Source organism: Pseudomonas sp. MDT2-39-1 (assembly GCF_054898085.1).
The window spans coordinates 6,329,269-6,355,219 of sequence record NZ_CM142716.1 but is presented as its reverse complement, the minus strand read 5'-3'; the positions used below and the strand labels follow the sequence as shown (position 1 = coordinate 6,355,219).

The 25,951-nt window shown below is 59.8% G+C and carries 21 protein-coding genes and 5 pseudogenes; 14 read left to right on the top strand and 12 right to left on the bottom strand.

Features of this window, described 5'->3' with window-relative positions:
- Positions 1–51: 51 nt before the first annotated feature.
- Complete coding sequence (locus ACYZTM_RS29390; protein ID WP_461986181.1) at positions 52–759, top strand: HPP family protein; 708 nt, start codon at positions 52–54, stop codon at positions 757–759.
- A 158-nt stretch (positions 760–917) separates the two neighbouring features.
- On the opposite strand, the gene ACYZTM_RS29385 is transcribed toward ACYZTM_RS29390, so the two are convergent.
- Positions 918–1,283, bottom strand: a complete 366-nt coding sequence (locus tag ACYZTM_RS29385) for a DUF6124 family protein (protein ID WP_461986179.1) — start codon at positions 1,281–1,283, stop codon at positions 918–920.
- A gap of 369 nt (positions 1,284–1,652) precedes the next feature.
- Here ACYZTM_RS29385 and ACYZTM_RS29380 point away from each other — a divergent pair.
- The 3 genes and pseudogenes from ACYZTM_RS29380 to ACYZTM_RS29370 form a co-directional block, all read left to right on the top strand.
- A pseudogene (locus ACYZTM_RS29380) lies at positions 1,653–1,757 on the top strand (HPP family protein); the annotation flags it as partial.
- Between the two features lie 246 nt (positions 1,758–2,003).
- Positions 2,004–3,110: an enoyl-CoA hydratase/isomerase family protein gene (locus ACYZTM_RS29375; protein WP_131062143.1), complete on the top strand. Its 1,107-nt coding sequence runs from the start codon at positions 2,004–2,006 to the stop codon at positions 3,108–3,110.
- 3 nt (positions 3,111–3,113) lie between these two features.
- Positions 3,114–4,265 carry an acyl-CoA dehydrogenase family protein gene (locus ACYZTM_RS29370; RefSeq protein WP_131062142.1) on the top strand — a complete coding sequence of 384 codons (1,152 nt, stop codon included), beginning with the start codon at positions 3,114–3,116 and terminating at the stop codon, positions 4,263–4,265.
- Positions 4,266–4,377: 112 nt separating this feature from the next.
- Here ACYZTM_RS29370 and ACYZTM_RS29365 read toward each other — a convergent pair whose 3' ends face one another.
- The 5 genes from ACYZTM_RS29365 to ACYZTM_RS29345 form a co-directional block, all read right to left on the bottom strand.
- The gene (locus ACYZTM_RS29365; protein ID WP_461986176.1) at positions 4,378–5,151 is read right to left on the bottom strand and encodes an enoyl-CoA hydratase; all 774 of its coding nucleotides are present in this window, start codon (positions 5,149–5,151) and stop codon (positions 4,378–4,380) included.
- A gap of 141 nt (positions 5,152–5,292) precedes the next feature.
- Positions 5,293–6,420, bottom strand: a complete 1,128-nt coding sequence (locus ACYZTM_RS29360; protein ID WP_461986174.1) for an acyl-CoA dehydrogenase — start codon at positions 6,418–6,420, stop codon at positions 5,293–5,295.
- Between the two features lie 145 nt (positions 6,421–6,565).
- Positions 6,566–7,759, bottom strand: coding sequence for an acetyl-CoA C-acyltransferase (locus tag ACYZTM_RS29355; protein WP_461986173.1), 1,194 nt, complete (start codon positions 7,757–7,759; stop codon positions 6,566–6,568).
- A gap of 11 nt (positions 7,760–7,770) precedes the next feature.
- Positions 7,771–8,532, bottom strand: a complete 762-nt coding sequence (locus ACYZTM_RS29350) for an SDR family NAD(P)-dependent oxidoreductase (RefSeq protein WP_109631732.1) — start codon at positions 8,530–8,532, stop codon at positions 7,771–7,773.
- Between the two features lie 15 nt (positions 8,533–8,547).
- Positions 8,548–10,212: an AMP-binding protein gene (locus ACYZTM_RS29345; RefSeq protein WP_461986171.1), complete on the bottom strand. Its 1,665-nt coding sequence runs from the start codon at positions 10,210–10,212 to the stop codon at positions 8,548–8,550.
- 442 nt (positions 10,213–10,654) lie between these two features.
- Here ACYZTM_RS29345 and ACYZTM_RS29340 point away from each other — a divergent pair, with 442 nt between their 5' ends.
- Positions 10,655–11,650 (top strand): IS110 family RNA-guided transposase, encoded by a 996-nt coding sequence (locus ACYZTM_RS29340; RefSeq protein ID WP_131063537.1) that lies wholly within the window; start codon positions 10,655–10,657, stop codon positions 11,648–11,650.
- 110 nt (positions 11,651–11,760) lie between these two features.
- Here the strand turns inward: ACYZTM_RS29340 and ACYZTM_RS29335 are convergent, their stop codons facing one another.
- The gene (locus tag ACYZTM_RS29335; protein ID WP_461986169.1) at positions 11,761–12,777 is read right to left on the bottom strand and encodes an AraC family transcriptional regulator; all 1,017 of its coding nucleotides are present in this window, start codon (positions 12,775–12,777) and stop codon (positions 11,761–11,763) included.
- Positions 12,778–12,930: 153 nt separating this feature from the next.
- Between ACYZTM_RS29335 and ACYZTM_RS29330 the strand changes: the two genes are divergently transcribed.
- From ACYZTM_RS29330 to ACYZTM_RS29310, 5 genes and pseudogenes are all read left to right on the top strand, one after another.
- Positions 12,931–14,181, top strand: coding sequence for a J domain-containing protein (locus ACYZTM_RS29330; RefSeq protein ID WP_461986167.1), 1,251 nt, complete (start codon positions 12,931–12,933; stop codon positions 14,179–14,181).
- Positions 14,178–15,185, top strand: coding sequence for a hypothetical protein (locus ACYZTM_RS29325; protein WP_461986165.1), 1,008 nt, complete (start codon positions 14,178–14,180; stop codon positions 15,183–15,185). The genes ACYZTM_RS29330 and ACYZTM_RS29325 overlap by 4 nt, the downstream gene beginning before the upstream one ends.
- 123 nt (positions 15,186–15,308) lie before the next feature.
- A pseudogene (locus ACYZTM_RS29320) lies at positions 15,309–15,710 on the top strand (FTR1 family iron permease); the annotation flags it as partial.
- A gap of 1 nt (position 15,711) precedes the next feature.
- Positions 15,712–16,041, top strand: a pseudogene (locus ACYZTM_RS29315) (imelysin family protein); the annotation flags it as partial.
- 180 nt (positions 16,042–16,221) lie between these two features.
- Positions 16,222–17,390: pseudogene (locus ACYZTM_RS29310) on the top strand (MFS transporter).
- A 3-nt stretch (positions 17,391–17,393) separates the two neighbouring features.
- On the opposite strand, the gene pssA reads toward ACYZTM_RS29310, so the two are convergent.
- Positions 17,394–18,737 (bottom strand): CDP-diacylglycerol--serine O-phosphatidyltransferase, encoded by a 1,344-nt coding sequence (gene pssA, locus ACYZTM_RS29305; protein ID WP_461986163.1) that lies wholly within the window; start codon positions 18,735–18,737, stop codon positions 17,394–17,396.
- Positions 18,738–18,982: 245 nt separating this feature from the next.
- Here pssA and ACYZTM_RS29300 point away from each other — a divergent pair, with 245 nt between their 5' ends.
- Positions 18,983–19,546 (top strand): TetR/AcrR family transcriptional regulator, encoded by a 564-nt coding sequence (locus ACYZTM_RS29300; RefSeq protein ID WP_461989254.1) that lies wholly within the window; start codon positions 18,983–18,985, stop codon positions 19,544–19,546.
- 56 nt (positions 19,547–19,602) lie between these two features.
- Positions 19,603–20,079 (top strand): nuclear transport factor 2 family protein, encoded by a 477-nt coding sequence (locus ACYZTM_RS29295; protein ID WP_461986161.1) that lies wholly within the window; start codon positions 19,603–19,605, stop codon positions 20,077–20,079.
- 145 nt (positions 20,080–20,224) lie between these two features.
- On the opposite strand, the gene sfnG is transcribed toward ACYZTM_RS29295, so the two are convergent.
- Positions 20,225–21,319 carry a dimethylsulfone monooxygenase SfnG gene (sfnG, locus tag ACYZTM_RS29290; protein ID WP_131062131.1) on the bottom strand — a complete coding sequence of 365 codons (1,095 nt, stop codon included), beginning with the start codon at positions 21,317–21,319 and terminating at the stop codon, positions 20,225–20,227.
- A 355-nt stretch (positions 21,320–21,674) separates the two neighbouring features.
- Between sfnG and ACYZTM_RS29285 the strand changes: the two genes are divergently transcribed.
- Positions 21,675–22,913: an acyl-CoA dehydrogenase family protein gene (locus tag ACYZTM_RS29285; RefSeq protein WP_461986159.1), complete on the top strand. Its 1,239-nt coding sequence runs from the start codon at positions 21,675–21,677 to the stop codon at positions 22,911–22,913.
- Between the two features lie 196 nt (positions 22,914–23,109).
- Positions 23,110–23,889, top strand: a complete 780-nt coding sequence (locus ACYZTM_RS29280; RefSeq protein WP_109631768.1) for a TSUP family transporter — start codon at positions 23,110–23,112, stop codon at positions 23,887–23,889.
- Here ACYZTM_RS29280 and nudC read toward each other — a convergent pair.
- The 3 genes and pseudogenes from nudC to ACYZTM_RS29265 all read right to left on the bottom strand — a co-directional run.
- Positions 23,857–24,687 carry an NAD(+) diphosphatase gene (nudC, locus tag ACYZTM_RS29275; protein WP_461986157.1) on the bottom strand — a complete coding sequence of 277 codons (831 nt, stop codon included), beginning with the start codon at positions 24,685–24,687 and terminating at the stop codon, positions 23,857–23,859. The genes ACYZTM_RS29280 and nudC overlap by 33 nt on opposite strands.
- A 6-nt stretch (positions 24,688–24,693) precedes the next feature.
- Positions 24,694–25,506 (bottom strand): crotonase/enoyl-CoA hydratase family protein, encoded by an 813-nt coding sequence (locus ACYZTM_RS29270; RefSeq protein WP_461986155.1) that lies wholly within the window; start codon positions 25,504–25,506, stop codon positions 24,694–24,696.
- A gap of 195 nt (positions 25,507–25,701) precedes the next feature.
- Positions 25,702–25,803, bottom strand: a pseudogene (locus ACYZTM_RS29265) (class I SAM-dependent methyltransferase); the annotation flags it as partial.
- Positions 25,804–25,951: the final 148 nt, after the last annotated feature.

Sequence of the window (25,951 nt, the reverse complement as noted above, 5' to 3'; positions counted from 1 at the left end):
CCAGCTAAGCCTTTTTTTTGCATAGCTTTTTGCCAACGGATCGTCTGCCTCATGTTCGCTCGCTGGTTACCTGCCGCCATCAACACCCGTCCATCCGAATGGAGCCGCGCCGCCATCGGCATGTCCCTGGGCACGATGCTCAGCGTCTGGATTTGCGCACAGGTGTTCGGCATGGAAGTGGCCCAGCATTTGATCGGGCCGTTGGGCGCATCGGCCGTGTTGCTGTTCGCGGTCTCCTCCGGCGCGCTCGCCCAGCCGTGGTCGATTCTTGGCGGATATTTGAGCGCCGGCGTCGTGTCGCTGCTGGTCGCTCACGTACTCGGACGAACCCTCGGCAGTGCATGCCTGGCGGCGGGCATGGCGCTGGTTCTGATGTGCTGGTTGCGTTGCCTGCATCCGCCAGCCGGAGCACTGGCGCTGCTGTTGGTATTGGCAGATCCGGCGACCATCGCGCTGGACTGGAAAGCCCTCGGCCCGGTGATGCTCGCTGCAATGACCATGCTGCTCAGCGCCCTGGCGTACAACAACCTGACGCGCATTCGCTACCCCAAACGTGCCAGCGAACCGGTGGCCGTGGTGCCGGCCGATCAACCGCCGATCGAAAGCCAGGCCATCACCGCTCAGGACTTGAAACTGGCCTTGGCCGACATGGAAGCGTTCTTCGATGTCACCCCGCAAGACCTAGAACAACTGATCCATATCAGTGAGTTGCATGCCAAACGTCGCAGTATTGGTGAGGTGTTGTCGCGTCGCACATAGCGTTCCTGGGATCGACGCGGATGCCCTGGCCCGAGTCAACTAGCGAACTTACAGGCACACCGCGTAATCCGGATTTACGACTGCTGCGCAGCCGAGCGGGAGCAAGCTCCCTCGCCACAGGTAAGTGCACCCGCACAGGTAAGTGTTCTTCTCTGAATTTACGCTAACCCTGCGGGCACGTTATCCAGCACCCGATTCGCCGTGATCTCCGCCATCATGATGCTGTTCGAAATACCCAAAAGCGCGTAACGCGATTCACCCTCCAGATGATCCACCAACTGGTGCACCATCACATCGACCGAGGCCAGCGTCTCGACCAGGTAAACCGCCAGGGTTTCGGTCGTGGCTTCTGTGTCTACGGAAAACAGGGTACTGCGTGTTCGCGGGGTGGCTTTGATGTCGGCGTGGGACGGGAAGTGGAAGTCGAGCGCACGCTCGGCGGCCTCGTTGAGTTTTTTGGAATCGGTGGATTCGTAGGGGGAAACGTCGTCCGTTTCGGGTGGGTTGGGTGTTGGTTTGAACATTGGTGAAACTCCTCTCATCGTATATGGGAGCCTTCAGCCTTTCGCTACCAAACGAATGGGTGGTGGCCATGCACAGGTTGGTAGACCGGGATGTGAGGAGACCGGCGCGCCCGAAGACGCCCTGTGCATGACCACCATAAAAAAGAGACGAAAAAACGCCGTAAATGGTGATGCTTAGCACCTCACATGAAACCCGGGGCTACCAAACCCCCATCGCTGTTCTTCAGCAACGGGGAAACGATAAAACCCTGGCCCAAGGCGCACAAGCCGGCGGATTCTGGCGCAGTCGTAGGTAACGGCGCAAGGATGTGTAGCCTGAGAGAGTGTCTGGAGATGTCTATTAAACATCTCCGTTTAATAAACCCCTGGGCTGAAACAGAAGCGTTCTTCGATGTCACCCCGGAAGACCTTGAATAACTGATCCATATCAGTGAGTTGCACGCCAAACGTCACAGTATTGGTGAAGTCCTTAGCCAAAGTTCCTCGCGGCACAAATCCCTGTGGGAGCGGGCTTGCCCTCGAAGAGGCACTGTCAGTCAACATTGATGCTGGATGACACTCCGTCTTCGCGAGCAAGCCTGCTCCCACATTAAGCCATGCAAATATGCAGGAAGCACCTGCACATATCCCGGTTGTACATCACAAATTTGCACTGGTACGATCCGGGATCGCTCGCGCGCGAGCTTCTCTATAAAGAACAATAAAAGCAGGGAGTTAGTGATGACTGCTCAGGTTTCATCGAAGGGGACTTCGTCCATGGATGCCACGCAAAACGAAGTGCTGGCCGAGGTTCGCAACCACATCGGTCACCTGACCCTCAATCGCCCCGCCGGCCTCAATGCCATTACCCTCCACATGGTCCGCCACCTGCAGCGTCAGCTCGACGCCTGGGCGCAGGATTCGCAGATTCACGCCGTAGTCTTGCGCGGTGCTGGCGAGAAAGCGTTCTGTGCCGGCGGCGATATTCGCTCGCTGTATGACAGTTTCAAAAGCGGCGACACGTTGCACGAAGATTTCTTCGTCGAGGAATACGCCCTCGACCTTGCCATTCACCACTACCGCAAACCAGTGCTGGCCTTGATGGACGGCTTTGTCCTGGGCGGCGGCATGGGCCTGGTGCAAGGCGCTGACTTGCGAGTGGTCACCGAGAAAAGCCGCCTGGCGATGCCGGAAGTGGCCATCGGTTATTTTCCGGACGTCGGTGGCAGCCACTTCCTGCCACGGGTCCCCGGTGAACTGGGGATTTATCTCGGTGTCAGCGGCGTGCAGATCCGCGCGGCCGATGCGCTCTATTGCGGTCTGGCCGACTGGTACCTGGAAAGCGCCAAGCTGGGCACCCTCGACGAGCAACTTGATCAGCTCGAATGGCGCGAAACGCCGCTCAAGGACCTTCAGGGCCTGCTGGCGAAATTCGCGGTGCAACAACTTCCCGATGCACCGCTGAGCGCCTTGCGCCCGGCCATCGATCACTTCTTCGCCCTGCCTGATGTGCCGAGTATTGTGGAGCAACTGCGTGAAGTAACGGTCGCCGACAGTCACGTGTGGGCCACGACCACCGCCGACCTGCTGGAAAGCCGTTCACCGCTGGCCATGGGCGTGACCCTGGAAATGCTCCGTCGTGGTCGGCACTTGAGCCTGGAAGACTGCTTCGCCCTTGAGCTGCACCTGGACCGTCAGTGGTTCGAGCGCGGCGACCTGATCGAAGGCGTACGCGCCTTACTGATCGATAAAGACAAGAAACCGCGCTGGAACCCGCCGACCTTGCAGGCGCTGGACGCCGAGCACGTCGCGAGTTTCTTCAGCGGTTTTGACCAGAGCGGGAACTGAGCCATGCACGATATCGAATTGAGCGAAGAACAAGTCATGATCCGCGACATGGCCCGGGACTTTGCCCGCGGCGAAATCGCGCCCCACGCACAAGCCTGGGAAAAGGCCGGCTGGATCGATGACGGTCTGGTGGCGAAGATGGGCGAACTCGGCCTGTTGGGCATGGTGGTGCCTGAAGAATGGGGCGGTACCTATGTCGACTACGTCGCCTACGCCCTGGCAGTGGAAGAGATTTCGGCCGGTGACGGCGCCACGGGCGCACTGATGAGCATTCACAACTCCGTGGGCTGCGGACCGGTGCTCAACTACGGCACTGAAGAACAGAAACAGACCTGGCTGCCGGATCTGGCCAGCGGTCAGGCCATCGGCTGCTTCTGCCTGACCGAACCCCAGGCCGGTTCCGAAGCCCACAACCTGCGCACCCGCGCTGAACTGCGCGACGGCCAGTGGGTCATCAACGGCGCCAAGCAATTCGTCAGTAACGGCAAACGGGCGAAGCTGGCCATCGTGTTCGCGGTGACCGATCCGGATCTGGGCAAGCGCGGAATCTCGGCATTTCTGGTGCCGACGAACACTGCGGGTTTCATCGTTGATCGCACCGAACACAAAATGGGTATTCGGGCGTCCGATACCTGCGCGGTAACCCTGAGCAACTGCACGATTCCCGAAGCCAACCTGCTGGGTGATCGCGGCAAAGGTTTGGCCATCGCCCTGTCCAACCTCGAAGGCGGACGCATCGGCATCGCCGCGCAGGCGTTGGGGATTGCTCGTGCCGCGTTCGAAGCGGCGCTGGCTTATTCCCGGGATCGGGTGCAGTTCGACAAGCCGATCATCGAGCACCAGAGCATCGCCAACCTGCTGGCCGACATGCACACCCGGCTGAACGCGGCGCGTTTGCTGATCCTGCACGCCGCGCGGTTACGCAGCGCCGGCAAGCCGTGCCTGTCAGAGGCCTCGCAGGCAAAGCTGTTTGCGTCGGAAATGGCCGAGAAGGTCTGCTCGTCAGCGATGCAGATTCATGGCGGGTATGGGTATCTGGAGGATTACCCGGTGGAGCGCTATTACCGGGATGCGCGGATTACGCAGATTTATGAAGGGTCTAGCGAGATACAGCGGATGGTGATTGCCCGCGAGTTGAAAAATTATCTGGTGTAAGCCCTAAAAGCTTCGCGGGCAAGTCGGATCGCCGCCCGCTCGCTCCTACAGGGGAATGCATATCCCCGTAGGAGCGAGGCTTGCCCGCGAAGGCGTCGGCGAGAACGCTGAATTACTTACCCTGGAACTCGGCCTCACGCTTGGCAATAAACGCCGCCATCCCTTCCTTCTGATCCTGCGTCGCAAATGCCGCATGGAACACCCGACGCTCAAAGCGCACGCCTTCGGACAGGCTCACTTCAAACGCGCGGTTGACGCTTTCCTTGACCATCATCGCAATCGGCAGCGACTTCTTGGCGATCAACGCCGCTACTTTCAGCGCTTCTTCCAGCAACTCATCCGCCGGTACGATCCGCGCGACAATCCCGCAGCGCTCGGCTTCTGCCGCATCGATCAAGCGCCCGCTCAGGCACATTTCCATGGCCTTGGCCTTGCCCACGGCGCGGGTCAGGCGCTGGGTGCCGCCCATACCCGGCAATACGCCGAGGTTAATTTCCGGCTGACCGAACCGGGCGTTGTCACCGGCCAGGATGAAGTCGCACATCAGCGCCAGTTCACAGCCACCACCCAGGGCGAAACCGTTGACCGCGGCGATGATCGGCTTGCGGCGGTTGGCCACGCGATCGCTGTCGCTGAACAGGTCGTCGAGGTAGATCTGCGGGTAGGTCAGCTCGGCCATTTCCTTGATGTCGGCACCGGCGGCAAAGGCTTTTTTCGAGCCGGTCAGCACGATGCAGCCGATGTTCGAGTCGGCTTCCAGGCCATCGAGGGCGTGGTTCAGTTCGCTGACGATTTGCGCATTCAACGCGTTCAGCGCTTGCGGACGGTTGAGGGTGATCAGGCCAACACGACCGTGAGTTTCCAGCAAAATCGTTTCGTAACTCATAACTAACTCCTGTTTTGCAAAAAGCTCGATCTCTGTAGCAGCTGTCGAGTGAAACGAGGCTGCGAGCTGTCGATCTGGCTCATTAAAACAACAACAAAAGATCGCAGCCTCGTTTCACTCGACAGCTGCTACAGGTTTCTTTCAGAGGTTGCGCGAAATGACCATGCGCTGAATATCGCTGGTGCCTTCGTAGATCTGGCACACCCGCACGTCGCGGTAGATCCGCTCCAGCGGGAAGTCGTTCAGGTAACCGTAACCGCCGAGGGTTTGCAACGCAGAGGAGCAAACCTTCTCGGCCATTTCCGAGGCGAACAGTTTGGCCATCGACGCTTCGACCAAGGCCGGTTTGCCACTGTCCCTTAATGCCGCTGCGTAATGCACCATTTGCCGGGCAACGGCGATTTGGGTTGCCATGTCTGCCAGGCGGAACGCTACCGCCTGGTGTTCGATGATCGGCTTGCCGAAGCTCTCACGCTCACGGGCGTAGTCGCGGGCCGCTTCAAACGCAGCGCGGGCCATGCCCACCGATTGCGAGGCGATGCCGACACGGCCGCCTTCAAGGTTAGCCAGGGCGATCCGGTAACCTTCGCCCTCCTCACCCAACCGATTGGCCACCGGGACTTTCACGTCTTCGAACAGGATCTGACAGGTGTCGGAGGCGTGCTGACCGAGTTTGTCCTCGACCCGTGCGACTTTGTAGCCCGGCGAATCAGTCGGCACGATCAGCGCCGTGATACCACGCTTGCCGGCACTCGGGTCGGTGACGGCAAACACTATCACCACCCCGGCGTTCTGCCCGGAGGTGATGAACTGCTTGCAGCCGTTGAGCACGTAGTGATCACCGTTCAACTTGGCGCGGGTTTTCAGGCCGCTGGCGTCGGAGCCGGCCTGCGGTTCGGTCAGTGCAAAGGCCCCAAGCATCGCGCCACTGGCCAATGGCTTGAGGAAGCGTTCTTTCTGATCGTCGTTGCCGTACTTGAGAATCGGTACGCAACCCACTGAATTGTGCACGCTCATGATGGTCGAGCAGGCGCCATCACCGGCCGCGATCTCTTCCAGGGCCATGGCGTAGGCCAGGTAGCCAGTGTCGCAACCGCCCCACTCTTCTGGCACCAGCATGCCGAAGAAACCCAGTTCGGCCATCTCGCCGATGGCTTCCTTGGGAAAGCGATGCTCGCGGTCCCACTCGGCGGCGAACGGTTTCAGCCGTTCCTGGGCAAACTGCCGGGCCGCGTCGCTGATCTGAAGTTGTTCGTCATTGGGAATCATGCCAAATCCTTAAAATTTGAGCCTGCATGCGAGGACCTGTGGGAGCGGGCTTGCTCGCGAAGGGGCCCTGTCAGTCAACCTTGATGTTGAATGACACACCGCATTCGCGAGCAAGCCCGCTCCCACATTGGGATATGCGTCAGCCTTAGTAGAGGCATTCCACGGCCATGGCCGTGGCTTCACCGCCGCCGATGCAGATCGCCGCAACGCCGCGTTTCAGGCCTTTCTGGCGCAGGGCCGAGAGCAAGGTCACAAGGATCCGCGCGCCAGACGCACCAATCGGGTGGCCCAAGGCGCAAGCGCCGCCGTGCACGTTGAGTTTCTCATGGGGAATTTCCAGGTGAGTCATGGCAGCCATGCCGACCACGGCGAAGGCTTCGTTGACTTCGACCAGATCGACTTCGTCCAGCGACCAGCCGGTTTTCTTCATCAGCCGCTTGATCGCGCCGATCGGTGCCACCGGGAACAGGCCCGGCGTGTCGGCGAATGCCGCGTGGCCATGGACCACCGCCAGTGGTTTGAGGCCGCGTTTGTCGGCTTCGGAACGACGCATCAACACCAACGCCGCCGCACCATCGGAAATCGAACTGGAGTTGGCCGCTGTCACGGTGCCGCCTTCACGGAACGCCGGTTTCAGCGAGGCAATCTTGTCCAGTTTGGCTTTCGGTGGCTGTTCGTCGTTGCTGATCAGCACCTGCTCTTTGCCGACAGTCACGGTCAACGGAACGATTTCGTCCTTGAAGCTGCCGTCCTTGATCGCCTGCTGCGCGCGGGTGGTCGAAGCGATGGCGAACGCGTCCTGGGCTTCGCGGCTGAAACCGTTGGTTTCGGCGCAATCCTCGGCGAAGGTGCCCATCAGGCGGCCTTTATCGTAGGCGTCTTCCAGGCCATCGAGGAACATGGAATCGAGCACGCGGCCATGGCCCATGCGGTAACCGCTGCGGGCGCGGTCCATCAAGTACGGCGCGTTGGACATGCTTTCCATGCCGCCCGCCACCACCACATCGGCGCTGCCGGCGACGAGCATGTCGTGGGCCAGAATCGCCGCTTCCATGCCCGAGCCGCACATCTTGTTCAGCGTGGTGCAACGGGTCGATTTATCCAGCCCCGCACCCAATGCGGCTTGCCGCGCCGGGGCCTGACCGAGGCCTGCGGGCAGTACGCAGCCAAACAGCACTTCTTCGACCGATTCAGGGGCGATACCGGCGCGCTCGACCGCTGCTTTAATCGCCGCCGCACCGAGTTGCGGTGCGGTCAGGCTTTTCAGTTCGCCCTGGAAAGCGCCCATCGGGGTGCGGACGGCGCTGACGATTACGATGGGATCGTTGACAATAGTCATGACAAATCTCCTTACTTGGCGGCCATGCGCAAGGCACCGTCGAGACGGATCACCTCGCCATTGAGCATGCTGTTTTCAATGATATGCCTGACCAGCGCGGCATACTCGTCCGGTTTGCCCAGGCGCGGCGGAAATGGCACGCCGGCCGCCAGGGACGCGCGGACTTCCGGGGTCATGCCGGCCATCATCGGGGTTTCGAAAATGCCGGGGGCGATGGTCATCACGCGGATGCCGAAGCGCGCCAGTTCGCGGGCGGCGGGCAAGGTCAGGCTGACGATCGCGCCTTTCGACGCGGCGTAGGCAGCCTGGCCGATCTGGCCATCGTACGCCGCCGCCGAGGCAGTGTTGATGATCACGCCGCGCTCGCCGTCGGCATCTGCTTCGGTTTCGGCGATGGCCGCCGACGCCAGACGCAGCATATTGAAGCTGCCGATCAGGTTGACGTTGATCACCTGGCTGAAACTGGCCAGCGCGTGCGGGCCGTTCTTGCCGAGGATCTTCTCGCCACGCACGATGCCGGCGCAGTTGACCAGCCCGTTGAGGCCGCCGAAGGCTTTCACCGTCGCCTGTACCGCGGCTTCGGCGGCGGCTTCGTCGCTGATGTCTGCCACCACGCTTTGCGCGCCGAGACGTTCAGCCTGGGCCGCAACGGCTTCGGCGTTCATGTCCACGAGCATCACTTTGGCGCCGGCCGCGACCAGCATTTCAGCGGTGGCTGCACCGAGGCCCGACGCACCGCCGGTGACGAGAAAAACCTTGTTTTCGATCTGCATCATTGTGTCCTTGATTCAAGCTTGAACGTTCTTCGCGGCGGCCTCTTGAGCCTTGGCGATTTCCTGGTTGCGCAAGATAAAGCGCTGCAATTTACCGCTTGGGGTTTTCGGCAACTCGCTGACAAATTCGATTTCACGCGGGTACGAATGCGCCGCCAGACGCTTGCGCACGTGTTGGCGCAGCTCTTCGGCGAGTTCCGGCGCGGCGCGGTATTGCGCGCTGAGCACGACGAAGGCCTTGACCAGCTCGGTGCGCTCCGGATCGGGCTTGCCGACCACCGCCGCCTCGACCACCGCCGGGTGTTCGATCAGCGCGCTTTCCACGTCGAACGGGCCCACTCGATAGCCGGAAGTGGTAATCACGTCATCGCTGCGGCCGACGAAACTGATGCTGCCGTCCGGGTTCCACTCGACGGTGTCGCCGCTCAGGTAATAGTTGCCGACGAAGGCTTTGGTTGGCGCGCCTTCATAACCGGCGAACCAGCACATTGGCGACTGGGTGCGGTCGATGGCCAAGATCCCTGGCTGGCCGACGCCGAGTTCTTTGTATTCGTCGTCGAGCACCACGATGCGGTGGCCCGGCGAAGCAAAACCGGCGGCGCCCATGTGGATCGGGTGTTCAATGCCGTGGTGATTGCACAGGACCATGCCCAGTTCGGTCTGACCGTAATGGTCGTGAATGACCACGCCGAGGTTGTCGGCGAACCAGCGGATCACTTCCGGGTTCAGCGGCTCGCCGGCGCTGCTGACAATGCGCAGCTTGCCTTTGATCGACTTGGCGAATTCGTCGCCACCAGCAATCAACAAGCGGTAGGCCGTCGGTGAGCCGGTGAGGTTGGTGATCCCGTATTTGTTGATCACCCGGCAGGTGCTTTCGAGGGTGAACGGGCCGTCGTAGAAGGTGATCGGATGCCCCATCGCCATCGGCCCGGTGACGCCGAAATAGATGCCGTAGGCCCAGCCCGGATCCGCCACGTTCCAGAACGCGTCTTCGGGACGCAGGTCCACGGCGTCGCGTGTGTAGCTCTGGAAGGCGACGATGGCCTTGAGCGGAACGGACAAGGCTTTCGACGGGCCAGTAGTGCCCGAGGTGAACATCAGCAGGAACGGGTCTTCGCCGGTCAGCAGCACCGGTTCGCACTCAGTGGAATAATTGGCCAGTTCGGCCCAGAAGCTGTAATCGCCACGGACAATGCCTTGGCCCTTTGGACCGGCGACGGTAACGATAGTCGGACAGTCCGCGACTTCAGTGAGTTTTGAGCGATTAACCGCGTCGGTGACCACCACTTTGGCCCCGGAGCAGGTGAGGCGGTGCTCGATGGCTTTCGGGCCGAAGGCGGTAAACAGCGGCTGATAGACCGCGCCGATGCGCCAGGTGGCGAATACGGTGATCAGCAATTCGATGTTACGTGGCAGCAGGCCGGCCACCTTGTCGCCTTTCTTCACGCCTTGGGCCAGGAGGAAATTGGCAAACCGCGCGGCTTTGTCTTGCAGCTCGCTGAAGGTGTACGTCGCGCTGGCGCCATCGCGGCCTTCCCAGAACAGCGCAATGCGCCCCGGCAAGGCGTGCCGGTCGCAACACTCGACGCAGGCGTTGAGGGCGGTCAAATCACCCGCGAGTGCGGCGTCGACGGTGTGCTGATAATTGAACTGTGACGTGGCAGACAAGTAATCACGCATTGCCAGAATCCCTCTGTATTTTTATTAGGTTGGGGGAACCGTAAAAACCACAGAAATACTCGCCCCGCGCGGGGATCGGGGCAATGGTCAAAGCTATCAAGTTGTCTGACTGGTTTGGCCAAGGTTTTAGAAGTGTGTCGTCTGGACTGGCGCCTTCGCGGGCAAGCCTCGCTCCTTGTATGTTGACCCTGATTCCAACGAGAGAGGTTACGCTTAAGGATTCATACAACAGCAAGTGCGTTTCTGGGGGAGGCCGATCGCTCCTGAAGGCAGGATTTGCTCCTGACCTTGTCTGTAGAGAGGCCCCCCCGCCTCATTGCCCACCACGAAGAGTATCGAGAAGCCGACAAGTCGGACTTCGCATTACAAGGTTGCAGTGGCATGAAGTTCGAGGTCGGGGGAACCAGGAGCAATCTTACCGAAAATCAGGGAAGTGAAAACCATGAATACTCATGTCGGCATAGACATTGGTGCCCGCACGTCTGCTATGGGATGGCGGCAGAACGGTAAAACATCAGGCCAGTGGGACATTCAGCACACCCCCAAGGGGCGTAAGGCTGCCGTGACCAAGATGTTGGGCCTCAAACCGCTGAGCGTGGTCATGGAGGCCACCGGCATTTACTACCTGGACCTGGCGATAGAGTTGCATGCCGCCGGCTTACCGGTCTCGGTGATCAACCCCAAAAGCTTCCATAACTTTGCCAAGCTGATGCTGCAAAACAGCAAAACTGACCAGATTGATGCTCAGTTGCTGGCCGAGTATGGCGAACGTATGGCGCCAAGACTTTGGGTGCCACCTACCGCAGATCAACTGATGCTGCGTGCGATTGGGCGCCATATCAACCGGCTGATTGGCCATCGGACCCGAGCCAAGAACGAGTTGCACGCACTACAAGCGACGCAAACGAGCGTTGAGCTGCTGATCGAGGATGAAAAAGATGCGATTGCAGCGCTAGACACACGGATTGATCGTTTGAAGAAGGCTGCACGCGAGGCCATCGCCAAATGCCCGGATCTGAGTTTGCAGTTTCGCTGCATGATGGCTGCACCCGGCGTGGGAGAGGCCTCGGCCATCGCAGCACTGGCTGAGTTGACGACACTTCCTGTGACGCTTAAATCGGCGCAGGTAAGCCGTTATGCAGGACTCGATGTAAGGCTGACCCAGTCAGGCACCAGCGTGAACCGGCCAGGGCGAATGTCCAAATGCGGCAACGCGTATTTACGGGCAGCGATGTTCATGCCGGCAATGACGGCAATTCGCTGTGATGAGAATGTGAAAGCCTTTTACGAGGCGCTGGTAGCCCGCGGCAAGAAGAAAATGCAGGCCATCGGAGCAGTGATGCGTAAATACCTGACCGGGTTATGGGCATGCATGCGTTCTGGAGAAGAATTTAATACGGCCAAGCTTTTTAGCGAAAAACATCTCGCGAAAGCTTGACCGTGAACAGAGTATCTACAGGTTTTGTGTTGTTCACTAAAACCACACACCCTCCTGTAGGAGCGAGGCTTGCCCGCGAAGAGGCCCGCCCTATCAACACAATCCCCGGATCAGTGGGCCTCGTTAAGGATCAAACTCCGGTAATGCCCAGGATTGGACCCCGACCACTTGCGAAACGCCTTATAGAACGAGCTGGCATCAGCAAACCCCAGCCGCGTAGCGATTTCGGCAAAGCTGATGTGTGGCTCGGCCAACCACACAATCGCCAACTCCTTGCGCACGCTGTCCTTGAGCCCCTGATAAGTCTGCCCTTCTTCCGCCAAACGCCGGCGCAAGGTCGAGGCCGACATGCACAGCTGTTGCGCCAAGGGCTCGGTCTCTGGCCACTGCTCGGCGGGCAACTGGCGCAAGTCATGCTTGATCCGGCTCGCCAGGCTCTCCGGGTCGCGGTACTTGACCAGAATATTCGCCGGCGCGTGGGCCAGGAACCGCTTGAGCTCTTCAGGGCTGCGTTTGATCGGCAGGTCCAGGCAATCAGCGGAGAAAATCATCCGTGTGCGTGGCCGGTCGAAACGCAGGTTCTCGGAGAACATCACTTGATAGTCATCGCAGAAATCCGGTGCCGGGCAGCGCAACTCAATGGCCAGGATCGGAATCCGCCGCCCTGCCAGCCAACAGGCAACGCCGTGAACGATCATCCAGTAGGTGAAATAGGTGAAGGCGCGGCGCGGGTCCTGATCGTCTTCCAGCAACACGATCTCCGCCAGGCTTTGCTGGTGAACCAGCTGCGCGGGCATGCGTTCAAGCATCAACGACAGAAAACTCAGGCCAGACGTCAGGCCGGCCGCCAGGCTCGGCTGGATCATCGAGCTGCGACAGAGAAACTCAAGACTGCCGGATTTTAGCTTGCGAGGGTCCATGCCAAAAAACTCATCATCCCCGCGCCGGGCGAGCAAGCGCCATAACCGCGCATACGCCGTGGCCGGCACTCGGGCGTCGCTGGTTTGCAGCAGTGCCGGATCGATACCGACCTTATTCAACACCTCGTCGGTGGCGGCTCCGGGGGCGCAACTTTGCAACAGTGCTTCGCGCACCAGTTGAATGGCGATGGTGTCTTTTTCCGACATTGAGCGGGGCTCGGCTTTGCTGTTTGATCTGCCGGCCATCTTAGGCAGCACAGGATAAAAAGCCAGTCCTGCCGCACTTTGTGGCTCAATTACGCGCTTCAGCGGCCGATAGGAAGAGCCTGCGTATTGATTGAAAAGGGAGCTGGACGGGTTATGACGGTTGCATTGAGCTGTTGGGATGTACTCGGCCTTGAGCCGGATGCCGATTTGCGCAGCGTCAAACGCCGCTACGCACAACTGCTCAAGCAAAACCGCCCGGACGACGATCCTGATGCATTTCAACGCCTGCGTGAGGCCTATGAACAGGCCATTGACTGCGGTCGCCCGGCGCCCTCGGTCATCATCCCTGCCGAACACAGTCCTGTAGCCGTTAACCACGGGACTGGGTGGCAGTGTGCTGCGCAGCTACTGGAAGGCCTGACGCTGCAGGGGCTTGATGAGGCGTGGGCCAAGGCCGGCAACGCCGAGTGCGCGGGGGCGTTCGAAGAGCAATTACTCGAGCATTGTCTGGAACCGACACCGTTGGCCGAATCTTTGACCGAGTGGGCGCTTGAACACCTGGATTGGCTGACACCCTGGCAAAGCCCCGATCTGCCACAGCGTTCGACCCTGCGCTTGTTGGATCTGGTGTTCGCGCGTACTGAAAAGTCTCTTGCACGACAGTTGCGCCCGGGCAACGACCCGCAATTCTGTCAGCACGTCTATGTCCTGAGCCTGGCCCCGTGGATGGAGTCGCTCGAGCGCCGCGAGCGTTTCAATCAGTTGCTCGCGGCGGTGCTGCTGGGCAACGATTACTTTTCCTGCGAAGTATTCGACGCCGTCTGCAAAATGCAGGACTGGAAGGACAGCGGCACTTTTGAGCAACGCTGCCCGCCCATTTACTGGTCAAGGCTGCAGGAACGCAACATCGCCCAGATCTTTCTCGAGGAACAGCAACGACTGGCACGGCAGACCGACCAGACGCCACGCAGTCGTGCTGCGCGGTTACTGCTGACGCCGATGTCATCGGAGCAGAGTCGTCAGTTCACCCGGTATTTCCTCAAGGATGACTGGACCGCTTGTGAGGATCTGAGTGAAACCCTGCGCGATCAATACCCTCGGTTGTACGGTCAGCTGCCAGCGGCAATGCCATCTATTTGGCGTGCGCTGAAAAAACGTTTCGGCCCAGGCCTGATCAGCTATGTGCAAATGGAGAACCTGAAATCTATCGGTCTGGTACTGGCGATCATCCTCGCCATGCTCGTCCCGACGTTCTACTTCAACGCACAGATGGTCGGCCGGAATCAAGGATTGCAACCTTTCCCCGAGAGGTTGTGCAGCGGCCTGCCCGTGCCGGTGGAACACTGCCGACTGCCAGAGACGAAAGCGCAGTGGTACCCAAAAATCCAGGCGACAGATAAATGAAGACCAGAACTCAACTCATCATCCTGGGTCTTGTTGTCGTGGGTCTCTCTGAGTTTTTAAAGCCGATTGATGCTTTGGTCCCCTTGCAAACCCGTTTGCGTGGTCAGTCGGTGGAGGTGCTGAATCAAAGTCGCAGCCTGGCCTCGCTGGTCGAGTGCATCAATCAGGTCGATGAGCCCTGGCGTCGAAGCTTTTGGGCCTATCAGGCACGTGACGCCACGTCACAGGCTTCGCTGCTGGAACTGCAGCGTCGATACCCGGCCTTGTTCAATCCTCGTTACGGTGACGACCTGTCGCGCGACAGTGACGGTCATAAACTGCGCTTGGCGCCATGCTTGCCGCAAGCGAAGGCGCGACTTGCATTGCACGAACATCTACCCGAAGAGGAGCGTGCCGCGCTTTATTACGCCGAGGCGTTAAACGCGATGGACCAGCAAGTAATCAGGCTCGACTTTGAACATAGTCTGTTCATTCGCAACAACTGGAAGCCGACCAATATCAAGGATACGTTTCTGCCAGCCGCTGAACGTTTGACCGACGCCTCTGACAAGCTCCGCCCGGTTGTTGAGCAAAAGGACCGGGAGCTACGCACGGTTCAGCTGACGCAACTGTACGAACGTTTTGGCAAGGATGCTCACTGGCATGTCCTGCGCTTTATGCTCGAAGTGCGGGACACCTTCAGCGAGGTCAAAGATCTTGCCGATCGCCAAGTCCTCGATTCGGCCACCCTCGCGGCAGCCCATGAGCGAATGGATGTGCAACTGGAGCAAATGCGTACCTACCTGGCGGCTAATCCGTCTACGCGCTCGACTTACAACGTTCATAGGCTCTGGCAAAGCGCCGATCCGTTTACCGTTGCCTGGCTGAAGTCGATGCAAACTCTGGTCGATGACTGGAATCGACACGCCCCGCCGCGTCAACTGAGTGACGATTTCGACAGCCTTACGCTTGGCTACGATCGACTGATGGAAGAATACAATCGTTGGGCCGGCATCACTTTCTAGACTGAGCTAACGACATTGCATGCTGTTCAGGTTAGGTTCAGGTAAATGTCAATGAATGCCATTTGGGAATGAGTGTCATTATGTTACAAATTAGCACCCTATCTAATCTCGAGACGGTGCTGAATGCTTGTTCCTTTTCTGATCATGCTGCGCGAAGGCATTGAAGCCGCGTTGATCGTTGGCATCATCGCCAGCTACCTCAAGCAGACCGGCCCTGGCCAGTGGATGCCAGCCGTGTGGATCGGCGTTTTCCTCGCCGTGACACTGGCCCTGCTGGTGGGCGGTGGTCTGGAACTGGTCAGCGCCGAGTTTCCGCAGAAACAACAGGAACTGTTTGAAGGCGTGGTCGGCCTGGTGGCCGTCGGCATTCTCAGCTCCATGGTGTTCTGGATGCGCAAAGTGGCGCGTTCGATCAAGCACTCGCTGCACGTCTCCCTCGATCACGCGCTGACCGGCTCCAGGCATCAGGTGACCGCACTCATCGCCATGGTGTTTTTCGCCGTGGCTCGGGAAGGACTGGAAACGGCTTGAAGAAGTGGCGGCCACCAAGATTTCCGGTGAAGAAGATCGCTACAGCCACACCGACCTGTATGACTTCCAGGGCAACATCGACGGCGCGAAGAAAATCGTCGACCTGTTCCGTCCGCAGATCGAGAAGCAGGACGCGGCGTTTATCGCCAAGGTCGACAAGAACTTCGCCAGCGTGAACAAGATTCTGGCCAAGTACAAAACCAGGGAGGGTGGTTTTGAGACGTATGACAAGGTGAAAGAGAACGACCGGAAAGCGTTGGTTGGGCCGGTGAATACGTTGGCTGAAGACCTTTCTACGTTGCGTGGGAAGCTGGGTTTGAATTGACGTTTTTTTAGCGTCTGTGCGGGCCTCTTCGCGGGCAAGCCTCGCTCCTACGGATCTCTCCGACCTGTAGGAGCGAGGCTTGCCCGCGAAGGCATTATCACAGTTACCAATATTCCTCCTGGCTCACCCGACTCGCGCTAACATCCTTCGCCAATAATAAAAGCTCACGGAAGACTCACCATGACCACCCCTGCCTTCGACCTGCGCCCACTCATGGTCGCCAACATGGCCTGTTCCATGTCGATGATGGCGTTCGTTTCCCTGATCGGGCCGATCGCCCGAGTGTTGGGCCTGGCCACTTGGCAGGCCGGGGCCGCGGTGACGGTGTCCGGGGTGATCTGGATGTTGCTCGCCCGCCCTTGGGGCCAGGCCAGCGACCGCTATGGTCGGCGACGGATTCTGTTGATCGCCACGGCCGGTTTCACCCTCGCCTACTGGGCCTTGTGCCTGTTCATCGACGCCTCGTTGCGGTTTCTTCCGTCAGCGCTGTTGGGGTTTATCGGATTGATGATCGGGCGCGGCCTGATCGGCGTGTTCTATGCGGCGATTCCGGTCGGAGGCAACGCGCTCATCGCCGACAACATCGAGCCGCAACACCGTGCCAAAGCCATGGCCGCCCTGGGCGCGGCCAACGCCTGTGGTCTGGTGATCGCCCGGCGATCGCGGCGTTGTTGTCGCGCTTCAGCCTGAGCTTGCCGTTCTATGCCATGGCGATCTTGCCGTTGCTGGCGTTCGTGGTGCTGCGCTACAAGCTCAACGGTCAGGAACTGCACCTGCGGCAAGCGCCGCGCAAGGTTCATCTGAACGATCCACGGTTGCGTCGGCCGATGGCGGTGGCGTTCGTGGCGATGCTGTGCGTGTCGATTGCGCAGATCACCGTTGGCTTCTTCGCCCTCGACCGACTCGGCATGAGCCCGGCTGACGCCGCGCAAACCGCTGGCATCGCATTGACCATGGTCGGGTTCGCACTGATCTGTTCGCAATTGGTGGTGCGTCGGCTCGAATGGCCGCCGCTGCGGCTGATCCGCGCGGGCGCACTGGTGGCGGCCGTGGGTTTTGCCGGCAGCATCCTGGCGGATACCGCGTGGGGTTTGTGGCTGTGCTTTTTCGTGTCGGCGGGCGGGATGGGGCTGATCTTTCCGTCGTTCGCCGCCTTGGCCGCCAACGCGGTGGACGCCTCGGAACAAGGCGCCACCGCTGGCTCGATTGGTGCCGCGCAAGGCTTTGGCGTGGTCATCGGACCGTTGGCGGCGACGCTGATCTACGACATCGAACCGCGCCTGCCCTATCTGGTGGCCGCTGCGCTGTTGCTGCTGGTAGCGGTGTGGCCACAGCCCCGGCAGCACTGAGCCTTACAGAATGCGATAGAGCAATCGCTCGATGCGTACCCGACTGACGCGCTTGAGGAACTTGGCCACCGCCGCCGGGTATTCCAGCAGGGTTTCCAGGTCCTGATAGCGCTGGATACGCGTGGTGTTCTGGAAAATCTCGCCCAGTTCTTTACTGCGCGGTTCCAACAGTTCGCCTTTCGGGTCGTCGATCAACAGTGCGTTTTCCAGATCGAGACGGAACGCCCGTGGATTGAGGTTATTACCGGTCAGCAAGGTGTAGCGCTGGTCGATCCACATGCCTTTGAGGTGGTAGGTGTTGTCGCCGTCCTTCCACAAATGCAGGTTCAGCTTGCCGCTGTCGATGCTGTGCTGATGGCGTTTGGCGAAGCGCCGCAGGCTGATCTCGTAGAGATACGGCAGCGCCGCGATCACCTTGAACGGCTCGCTCGGCGGGATGAAGAAGTCATTGGCGGTCTTGTCGCCGACCACGATATCGATCTTCACACCACGGCCCAGAGCCCGGTTGATTTCCCGGGTCACCGCCAGCGGCAGGTTGAAGTACGGCGTGCAGATGGTCAACTGATGCTGGGCGCTGGCGATCAATTCGCAGATCACCCGGCTTAACGGGTTGTTCTTGCCCACACCCAGCAACGGGCTCACCGACAAACCACCCTTCACCGTGCTGCCGGCCGTGGTGTCGTACGCCGCGTGCTTGAGGCGGCTGCGCAAGTCACCAATATCGTTGCGCAGGCTGCGGGTGGTCGGCAGGTTCGGCAGGTCGAGGCGATGCACCGCTTTGGAAGCGACCAGGCCATGCTGAATCAGGTGCTGCATGGAATCGGCCAGCGCGTGGTTCTGCAGCAGGTGATAACGGTCGTAGCGGTATTTGTCGAACTTGTGCAGGTAAACGTTGTTCAGGCTCGCGCCGCTGTAGATCACGCAGTCGTCGATTACAAAGCCTTTCAAATGCAGCACGCCAAACAGCTCACGTGTCTGCACCGGCACGCCGTACACCGGCACTTCACTTGCGTGGGTGCGCGTCGTTTCCTGATACCAGGCCGAGTTGCCCGGTTGTTTACCGGCGCCGATCAGGCCGCGCTGGGCGCGCAGCCAGTCCACCACCACGACCACGTCCAGATCCGGACGTGCCAGTTTGGCGGCGTGCAACGCATCAAGGATTTCCTGACCGGCCTCGTCCTGTTGCAGGTACAGCGCGACGATATAGATGCGCTGGGTGGCACTGGCGATTTTTTCCAGCAGGCAACGACGGAACTCGGCAGCGCCGGAAAGAATGGTGACGGCATCGGCGGTCAGCGGAAAACTGCGCAGTTTAGGCAGCAGAGAGCGTTTGAAAAGCGACGGCATAGGGCTCGCAAAGGGTCAATTCCGAATAGCCCGAGAGCTTACACCATGGATCAGCTTGGGTCTTGTGAGCGTCTGTAAAGACGCCTTCGCGGGCAAGTCGAATCGTCGCACCGCTCGCTCCTACACAGATCGCATTCCTCTGTAGAAGCGAGCGGTGCGACGATTCGACTTGCCCGCGAAGGCGATTTCACAGAATGAAAAATATCAGCTTGACCAAGGAGAACGATCGTTCTACTGTTCGCCACATGAACGAAATCACTAGCAACGACACACGAGACATCATTCTGGATGTCACCGAAAAGTTGATCTACAAAAGTGGCATCGCTGCCACCGGAATGGACCTTCTGGTGAAAACCGCCGGCGTCTCCAGAAAGAGTATCTACCGCTACTTCGCCAACAAGGAGGAGTTGACCGTCGCCGCCCTGCAACGCCGCGACGTGCGCTGGATGCACTGGTACAAAAGCGAGGTCGATCAGGCTGAAACCCCGGCAGACCGCCTGCTCAACCTGTTTACCGTGCTCAAGGCCTGGTTCGCCTCCGAAGGCTTTCGGGGTTGCGCGTTCATTAACACCAGCGGTGAAACCGGCGACCCGCAGGACCCGGTTCGCCTGGTCGCCAAAGACCATAAGCAAAAGCTGCTCGACTACGTGTGCGAGCTCTGCACCGAACATGGCGCTACCGACCCGGAGAAGCTGGCCAAACAGCTGCTGATCCTGATCGACGGAGCCATTACCGTGGCGCTTGTCATGGGTGATCACAGTGCCGCCGATAATGCGCAATGCATGGCGCGAAAGTTATTGGACCTGTAACACTTTAACCAAGCCCGACAACTTGCTTGAACTTTAATTTGAGAGGGAGACTTTAAATGTCCAACACCGACGTTCGTCCGCCATTGCCGCCCTTCACCCGTGAATCGGCCATCGAAAAAGTTCGCCTGGCCGAAGATGGCTGGAACTCCCGCGACCCGGAACGCGTGTCGCTGGCCTACACCCTGGACACCCAGTGGCGTAACCGCGCCGAGTTCGCCTACAACCGCGAAGAGGCCAAAGGTTTCCTGACCCGCAAATGGGCCAAGGAACTGGATTACCGCCTGATCAAGGAACTCTGGGCCTTCACCGACAACCGCATCGCCGTGCGTTACGCCTATGAATGGCACGACGATTCGGGCAACTGGTTCCGTTCCTACGGCAACGAAAACTGGGAGTTCGCCGAGAACGGTTTGATGGCTAACCGGTTTGCCTGCATCAACGACATGCCGATCAAGGAAAGCGACCGCAAGTTCCACTGGCCGCTGGGTCGTCGCCCGGATGATCATCCGAGTTTGTCCGACTTGGGTCTGTAAACACAGTCCCCTATAGGAGCGAGCGGTGCGGCGATCCGACTTGCCCGCGAAGGCGATGTATCAGGCAACTTATTTGTTGACTGTGAATCAGCCTTCGCGGGCAAGTCGGATCGCCGCACCGCTCGCTCCTACAGGGGTTGGGTGTTCAGGCGACTGCGGGTTGCTGCTTAGCCGCTGCTTTTGCTTCAAGCTCGCGCACTAACGGCAGCACCCGCTTGCCGAAATACTCCACCTCTTCCTGGAAGTGCAGGAACCCCGCCAGCACCAGGTCCACGCCCACCGCTTTCAACGCCACGATGCGCTCGGCAATCTGTTGCGGCGTGCCGATCAAGTTCGTCTTGAAACCATCGTTGTACTGCACCAAATCCTCAAACGTCGACTTGGCCCAGTTGCCCTCGCCCTCTGGCGATGCCCTGCCCGCTTGCTTCGCAGCATCACCAAAGGCATTCACCGCTTCCGGATCGGCCTGATCGATGATTTGCGCCAACACTGCCCGCGCTTCTTCTTCCGTATCCCGTGCGATGACAAACGCATTCACTCCGACTTTCACCGAGTGATTGTTGGCCGCCGCCTTAACGCGAATGTCGTCGACCTGAGCCTTGATGCCTTCAGGCGTGTTGCCATTGGTGAAGTACCAGTCCGACACCCGCGCCGCCATGTCCCGGGCTGCGCGCGAACTGCCACCCTGGAAGATTTCCGGCTGGCCCAGTGGCTTGGGCTTGAGGCTGTAGTTGTCGAAGCGGTAGAAGTCGCCGCGAAAGGTGAAGTTGTCCTGACTCCAGATCCCTTTGAGCGAGCGGATGAACTCCTCTGAACGACGATAGCGTTCGTCGTGCTCCAGCCAGTGTTCACCAATCGCCTGGAATTCGCCCTTGAACCAGCCGCTGACAATATTCACCGCCACCCGACCATTAGTCAGCTGATCGATGGTCGCCAGTTGCTTTGCCGCCAGCGCCGGTTGCCAAGGTCCCGGCAGGATCGCCGCGATCACTTTCAGTTTGGTGGTAGCGGCCAGCAATGCATGGCTGAAGGCGACCGATTCGTGCTGGAACTCGGCACCGTAACCGGCGGTGAATCGAATCTGGGTCAGGGCGTATTCGAACCCGGCCTCTTCGGCCAGTTGCGCCAGTTTGCGGTTGTAGTCGATGCCCCAGTGGGTGCGTTGTTCGATTTTGCTGACCACCAGCCCGCCGCTGACGTTTGGCACCCAGTAGGCAAATTTGACGGCTTGCTGACTCATTGGCATGTCCTCGGGACGTTGGGAAGTCCTTGGGTCAGAGCAGCAACCGTGCCAGTGCTGAATTGTGGTTGGTGACAACACTGCCTCAAGCCAAGTGAAATCCCTGTGGGAGCGGGCTTGCTCGCGAAAGCGGTATGTCAGCTAACGAAGATGTTGAATGGCACACCGCATTCGCGAGCAAGCCCGCTCCCACAGGGATCCGGGTGTGTCTGGGGCAATTTGCTGATGCAGTGTTGGCGCAACAACAGCTGCGGTCGGGACAAAACCGGGCAAGCCAGCAATGGCGGGGCTTTGAATTTCGGCATGGACCGTGCAATCCCCCTTGGCATCCACTGCCGTTCCAAGGAACCATCCCATGACCGAACACCAGGTAATCAATCCTCTGTCCATTGGCACTGACTATGAGGCTCTGGCCTCGAGATTCCACCCGATATTCCAGCGCATCGCCGCCGGTGCCGTCGAGCGCGAGCAGACCCGCAGCCTGCCATTCGAGCCGATTCAATGGCTCAAGGAAGCCGGGTTCGGCGCCGTGCGGGTTCCGGTGGAATATGGCGGTGGCGGCGCGTCGCTGCCGCAGTTGTTCGAGTTGCTGATCGAGCTGGCCGAAGCCGATTCCAACGTGCCCCAGGCTTTGCGCGGGCATTTCGCCTTTGTCGAGGACCGCTTGAACTCACCGACGGGGCCGGGTCGGAACCTGTGGTTCAAGCGCTTTGTCGACGGTGACATCGTCGGCAATGCCTGGACTGAAATCGGCAGCGTGACGATCGGCGACGTCATCACCAAAGTCTCGCCCCACGGCGATCAGTGGCGGCTCAATGGTGAGAAATTCTACAGCACTGGCAGCCTGTTTTCCGACTGGATCGACGTGTATGCCCAGCGCAGCGACACCGGCGGCGATGTGATTGCCGCGGTCCGCACCCGCCAGCCCGGGATCGTGCAAAGCGACGACTGGGACGGTTTCGGCCAACGCACCACCGGCAGTGGCACCTCGCGATTCATCAACGCTGAAGTCGACGCCGAGAACATCATCGACTTCGCCACCCGGTTCAAATACCAGACCGCGTTCTATCAGTTGGTGTTGCTGGCGACCCTGGCCGGGATCGGCCGTGCGGCGTTGCGCGACGTGGCTCATCAGGTCCGCGAGCGCAAACGTATTTACAGCCATGGCAATGCTCAGCACGTCAGCCAGGATGCGCAGGTTCAGCAAGTGGTCGGTGACATCGCCGCGTGGGTGTACGCCGCCGAGGCGAGTGCTTTGACGGCTGCGCAACCGGTGCAACGTGCGTATCTGGCGCGGTTCTCGGGTGATGAAGTGCTTGAGCGGGCGGCGAATGTCGCGGCGGAGATCGAATCGGCCAAGGCGCAGGTCGTGGTTTCAGAGCTGATCCTGCGAGCGACCACGCAGTTGTTCAATGCGCTGGGGGCCTCGGATGTACGCGAGGGTAAATCGCTGGACCGGCATTGGCGCAATGCGCGGACGGTGTCATCGCACAATCCGCTGATCTACAAAGCGCGGATTGTCGGGGACTGGACGATCAACGGGACTGAGCCGCCGTTTGTGTGGCAGATCGGGAATGGGCCGCAGGGCAAGTGATTCGTCGTCAGGGATGACGCCTTCGCGGGCAAGTGGATCGCCGCACCGCTCGCTCCTACAAGGGAACGAACATCCCTGTAGGAGCGAGCGGGCGGCGATCCGACTTGCCCGCGAAGGGGCCGGACGGGTCGCCGCAAAGGGCGGATATGCGTAAGATGTCGGCCCTTACCCGCACCCCGCCGAATAAGCCGATTCCATGCCTTTCGAACTCAGCGTTGACCTCACCACCCTGGCCATTCTGGCCTTCGTCGCCTTCATTGCCGGTTTCATCGACGCCATTGCCGGTGGCGGCGGTCTGCTGACCACTCCGGCGCTGTTAACCGCCGGCCTGCCGCCGCACCTGGTGCTGGGCACCAACAAACTGAGTTCGACCTTCGGCTCCGCCACCGCCAGTTTCACCTTCTACCGGCGCAAGCTGTTCCATCCCCGCCAGTGGGTGCACGCCATTGTCGGCACCTTGGTCGGTGCGCTGACCGGTGCTGTCGTCGCGCATTACCTGCCAGCCGAATGGCTGAACAAGATGCTGCCAGTGATCGTCTTTGCCTGCGGCCTGTACCTGTTGTTCGGTGGCACGCCGAAAGCGCCACTGGACAGCGACGCACCGATCAAGAAAAAGTGGCAATCGACCCAAGGCTTCAGCCTCGGTTTCTACGACGGTGTGGCCGGCCCGGGCACCGGCGCGTTCTGGACTGTCAGCAGTATGTTGATGTATCCCATTGACCTGGTGAAGGCCAGCGGCGTGGCGCGCAGCATGAACTTCGTCAGCAACATTGCAGCGCTGTCGGTGTTTGTGTTTTCCGGGCAAGTGGACTGGATCATCGGCCTGAGCATGGGCCTGTCGGTGATGGTCGGCGCGTTTTTTGGGGCTCGCACCGCCATCAGCGGCGGCGCGAAGTTCATTCGCCCGGTGTTCATCACCGTGGTGCTGGGCTTGACCGTGCGATTAGCCTGGCAGCACTGGTTCAGCGTGGCCTAAGCGCCGCGCCACGTAGACGTCGATGAGGTAACGGGCAATCGAGCGTGACGCCGGCAATGGCGGCAACGCTTGAACGCTGAACCACTGGGCGTCTTCGATCTCGTCTTCCTGGCAGACAATCTCTCCCCCGGCGTACTCGGCGTGAAAACCGAGCATCATCGAATGCGGGAACGGCCAGCACTGACTGCCCAGGTACTGGATGTTTTTGACCTCGATCTGCACCTCCTCGAGCACCTCGCGAATCAGGCAGTCCTCGGCTGACTCACCCGGCTCGGCAAACCCCGCCAACGTGCTGTACACCCCTGGTACAAAGCGTGGGGAACGCCCCAGCAGAATCTCGTCACCACGGGTGATCAGCACAATCATGCTCGGCGAGATGCGCGGGTAATAACGCAAATCACACGGCTCGCAGTACATCGCCCGCTCACGCGGCACCTGATGGGTTGCCTGACCGCAATTGCCGCAAAAACGGTGCTCGCGATACCACGTCCCGATTTGCGCGGCGTAGCCGAGAACCTTGTAGACCGTGTGATCGCCTTCGAGCATGAATGCCCGCAAGCCTTTCCAGTGGCAGCCCGGTACTTCGCTGTGGCTGCGCAGTTCCAGCAGGTAGACCGGTTCGCCATCCAGGTGACCGATGCCATGTTCGGCAAGGATCGACAGGTCCTGACACTTGAGCCATTCGCGAGGGAACAGCGCGCCATTGTCATCGAACAGAAAGCCTTCGGGGCTGCGAGCCACGGCCCAGCCGCCGGGTTGATCGGTATCCAGTACTGCGGTGGTCCAGCGTGAAATCATTTTTAATCAATCCAGAAATTCGGGTTTCTGTTTGCTCATATGGGCGGCCATGGCCACGCGCAAATCGGTGGATTGCAGCATGGCGGCGTTCCATGTGGCGACGTATTCAAGGCCGTCGTCGATGCGGTGGTCGCGCATGTAGCTGATCATCTCTTTGGTGCCGGTGACCGCAATCGGCGACTTGCTGGCGATTTCGCGGGCAATGCCCATCACACCTTCCAGCAGGCTGGCATTGTCGCTGTAAACGCGATTGACCAAGCCGATGCTGCGCGCTTCCTCGGCGCCGAAGGCGCGGCCAGTGTAAGCCAGTTCACGCAGCATGCCGTCACCGATGATCCGCGGCAAGCGTTGCAACGTGCCAACGTCGGCGGCCATGCCGATGTCGATTTCCTTGATCGAGAATTGTGCGTCCTCCGCGGCGTAACGCATGTCGCACGCGGCAATCAGGTCGATAGCGCCGCCCAGGCAATAACCCTGAATCGCTGCCAGCACGGGCTTGCGGCAATTATCGACGGCGTTGAACGAGGCTTGCAGGGCGAGGATCTTGCGGCGCAGCAGGCGGGCATTGCGGCCGACGTCCTTGCCCAGTTCATTGGCCACCCCGGCCAGCATCATCAGGTCGATGCCGGAGGAAAAGTGCTTGCCGGCGCCGCTGAGGACTACCACCCGCGCTTCATCGGTGTCGTCGATCCACTGGAAAATCTCGATGATCTCGCTCCAGAACGCGGCGTTCATCGAATTAATCTTTTCCGGGCGGTTGATCTGCACATGGGCGATTTTATTGGCCAGTTCGACGGTGAACGCGGTGTACTGAGACATGGCTGTGATCCTTTTACCGGGCAAAAAAATGAGGTCCGGACTATAACAAGGCATTGCCTGGGGGAGTAAGGCAGCGGTTCGGCCAAAAGCGGGACTGGCGTTGGATTCTCGACTGTCTGGGCCGGCCTCATCGCGAGCAGGCTCACTCCTACATTGGATCTGTGGCGTTCAAAAGTCCCCTGTCGCACCGCCGATTCAACGGCCCTTCACCGCCACAAACGCCACCGTTTCATAAGGCACCGTCACCACCTCCTTCCCGCGCAATTCAGGCTCCCCGGCAATCAACGCCTGCAACTGGTCGAGTGCTGTCGAGCATGCGTTTCGATTTGAGCTTTCCCTGCAATTATCGTCAGAAGGAAATGAATAATTGTTCACGCTGCGGTGTTCTCCTTTCAGCGCCCCATGAGTATTGTCCGTGAGCAATCTGTTCCAACGTTGCTGACGT

Excerpts from the sequence above, each read along its gene's own strand:
- ACYZTM_RS29385 (WP_461986179.1), bottom strand. The coding sequence starts at position 1,283 with ATGTTCAAACCAACACCCAACCCACCCGAAACGGACGACGTTTCCCCC.
- nudC (WP_461986157.1), bottom strand. The coding sequence starts at position 24,687 with ATGATTTCACGCTGGACCACCGCAGTACTGGATACCGATCAACCCGGC.
- ACYZTM_RS29350 (WP_109631732.1), bottom strand. The coding sequence starts at position 8,532 with ATGCAGATCGAAAACAAGGTTTTTCTCGTCACCGGCGGTGCGTCGGGC.
- ACYZTM_RS29285 (WP_461986159.1), top strand. The coding sequence starts at position 21,675 with ATGACCGAACACCAGGTAATCAATCCTCTGTCCATTGGCACTGACTAT.
- ACYZTM_RS29340 (WP_131063537.1), top strand. The coding sequence starts at position 10,655 with ATGAATACTCATGTCGGCATAGACATTGGTGCCCGCACGTCTGCTATG.
- sfnG (WP_131062131.1), bottom strand. The coding sequence starts at position 21,319 with ATGAGTCAGCAAGCCGTCAAATTTGCCTACTGGGTGCCAAACGTCAGC.
- ACYZTM_RS29355 (WP_461986173.1), bottom strand. The coding sequence starts at position 7,759 with ATGACTATTGTCAACGATCCCATCGTAATCGTCAGCGCCGTCCGCACC.
- ACYZTM_RS29345 (WP_461986171.1), bottom strand. The coding sequence starts at position 10,212 with ATGCGTGATTACTTGTCTGCCACGTCACAGTTCAATTATCAGCACACC.
- ACYZTM_RS29335 (WP_461986169.1), bottom strand. The coding sequence starts at position 12,777 with ATGTCGGAAAAAGACACCATCGCCATTCAACTGGTGCGCGAAGCACTG.
- ACYZTM_RS29375 (WP_131062143.1), top strand. The coding sequence starts at position 2,004 with ATGACTGCTCAGGTTTCATCGAAGGGGACTTCGTCCATGGATGCCACG.
- ACYZTM_RS29295 (WP_461986161.1), top strand. The coding sequence starts at position 19,603 with ATGTCCAACACCGACGTTCGTCCGCCATTGCCGCCCTTCACCCGTGAA.
- ACYZTM_RS29390 (WP_461986181.1), top strand. The coding sequence starts at position 52 with ATGTTCGCTCGCTGGTTACCTGCCGCCATCAACACCCGTCCATCCGAA.
- ACYZTM_RS29360 (WP_461986174.1), bottom strand. The coding sequence starts at position 6,420 with ATGATTCCCAATGACGAACAACTTCAGATCAGCGACGCGGCCCGGCAG.
- ACYZTM_RS29365 (WP_461986176.1), bottom strand. The coding sequence starts at position 5,151 with ATGAGTTACGAAACGATTTTGCTGGAAACTCACGGTCGTGTTGGCCTG.
- ACYZTM_RS29270 (WP_461986155.1), bottom strand. The coding sequence starts at position 25,506 with ATGTCTCAGTACACCGCGTTCACCGTCGAACTGGCCAATAAAATCGCC.
- ACYZTM_RS29330 (WP_461986167.1), top strand. The coding sequence starts at position 12,931 with ATGACGGTTGCATTGAGCTGTTGGGATGTACTCGGCCTTGAGCCGGAT.
- ACYZTM_RS29325 (WP_461986165.1), top strand. The coding sequence starts at position 14,178 with ATGAAGACCAGAACTCAACTCATCATCCTGGGTCTTGTTGTCGTGGGT.
- ACYZTM_RS29300 (WP_461989254.1), top strand. The coding sequence starts at position 18,983 with ATGAACGAAATCACTAGCAACGACACACGAGACATCATTCTGGATGTC.
- ACYZTM_RS29370 (WP_131062142.1), top strand. The coding sequence starts at position 3,114 with ATGCACGATATCGAATTGAGCGAAGAACAAGTCATGATCCGCGACATG.
- ACYZTM_RS29280 (WP_109631768.1), top strand. The coding sequence starts at position 23,110 with ATGCCTTTCGAACTCAGCGTTGACCTCACCACCCTGGCCATTCTGGCC.
- pssA (WP_461986163.1), bottom strand. The coding sequence starts at position 18,737 with ATGCCGTCGCTTTTCAAACGCTCTCTGCTGCCTAAACTGCGCAGTTTT.